This is a genomic window from Kitasatospora putterlickiae (genome assembly GCF_039527695.1).
Lineage (GTDB): Bacteria > Actinomycetota > Actinomycetes > Streptomycetales > Streptomycetaceae > Kitasatospora > Kitasatospora putterlickiae.
On record NZ_BAAAKJ010000456.1, the window covers coordinates 15912 to 17078 of the forward strand.

Genomic DNA, 1167 nt, shown 5'->3' on the forward strand with positions numbered 1-1167 from the left:
CCGCCGACCTGGTCCGGCGGATGCGCCGCTGAGCTCCACCCGGCACGGACGCCCGTACGACGGGCCGCCGTACGATGGGCGGGAGCGATAGCGGACAGGACGGCGGAACGGCAGAGGGGCGGAACGGGTGCTGCGCGGATTCGGTGATCTGGAGGCCGAGATCATGGACCGGCTCTGGTCCTGGGGCCGCCCGGCCACCGTCCGCGAGGTCGTCGACGACCTGCGCGGACAGCGCCCCGTCGCGTACACCACCGTCAACACGGTCGCCGACATCCTGCACACCAAGGGCTGGCTGCGGCGCGAGAAGGTCGGCCGCGCCTGGGTGTACCAGCCGACCTGCACCCGCGAGTCGTACACCGCGCAGCTGATGCACCAGGCGCTGGAGACCACCTCCGACCGGGCCGGGGCACTGCTGCACTTCGTCGACCGGATCAGCGGTGACGAGGCGACGGCGCTGCTCGCCGCCCTGGAGGAGGTCAAGGCCCGGGACGACGCCCGGTGACCCTGCTCCTGCTGGCGCTCCACCTGGTCCTGGTCGGCGTCCTGCTCCCCCGGCGGCTGGCCGGCTCACGACGGCTCCAGGCCCGTCCGGTCCTCGGCACGGCCGTCTGGCTCGCGCTGATGGCCTCCTTCGGCACCGGGGTGCTGCTGGCCGCGCACCACCTGCTCGCCCCGCTCGGGCACGAACCGGCCGGGCTGGTCGGACTGCTGCCGCACATCGAGCCGCCCACCGCCACCGCCACCACCACCGCCCCCGCGCCGCACGCGCACGACTGGTGGGTGCCGACCGCGGCGGGCGGGGCGGTCACGGCGGTGGCGGCGCTGCTGGCCGCCCGGGCCGCCCGGACGCGGCGGCGGCACCGGACGGCGCTGGACCTGGTGGCCGCCCCGGATCCACGGCGCCACCTGCTGGTCCTGGACGACGCGCGGCCGGCCGTCTACTGCCTGCCCGGCCGCCGCGCCCGGGTGGTGGTCACGCGCGGAGCCCTGGAACTGCTGGACGAGCCCCGGCTCGCCGCGGCCGTCGCCCACGAGCACGGCCACCTGCGGGGGCGTCACCACCTGGTGCTGCTCGCGGTGGACACCTTCGTGCTGCTTCTCGGCCGCCGGCTTCCGCTGGCCGCACTCGGGCGGGCCGAGGTGGCGCAGCTGCTCGAGATGGCGGCC

The 1167-nt window shown here is 76.2% G+C and carries 2 protein-coding genes; both read left to right on the plus strand.

What is annotated here, in order from left to right; all coding sequences use genetic code 11:
• Positions 1-130 precede the first annotated feature (130 nt).
• A complete protein-coding gene (locus ABD308_RS36665; RefSeq protein ID WP_344344587.1) occupies positions 131-502 on the plus strand; it encodes a BlaI/MecI/CopY family transcriptional regulator in 372 nt (123 codons plus the stop codon).
• The coding region (locus ABD308_RS36670; RefSeq protein WP_344344583.1) for a M48 family metalloprotease at positions 499-1167 on the plus strand (669 nt) is incomplete at its 3' end. The genes ABD308_RS36665 and ABD308_RS36670, both read left to right, overlap by 4 nt.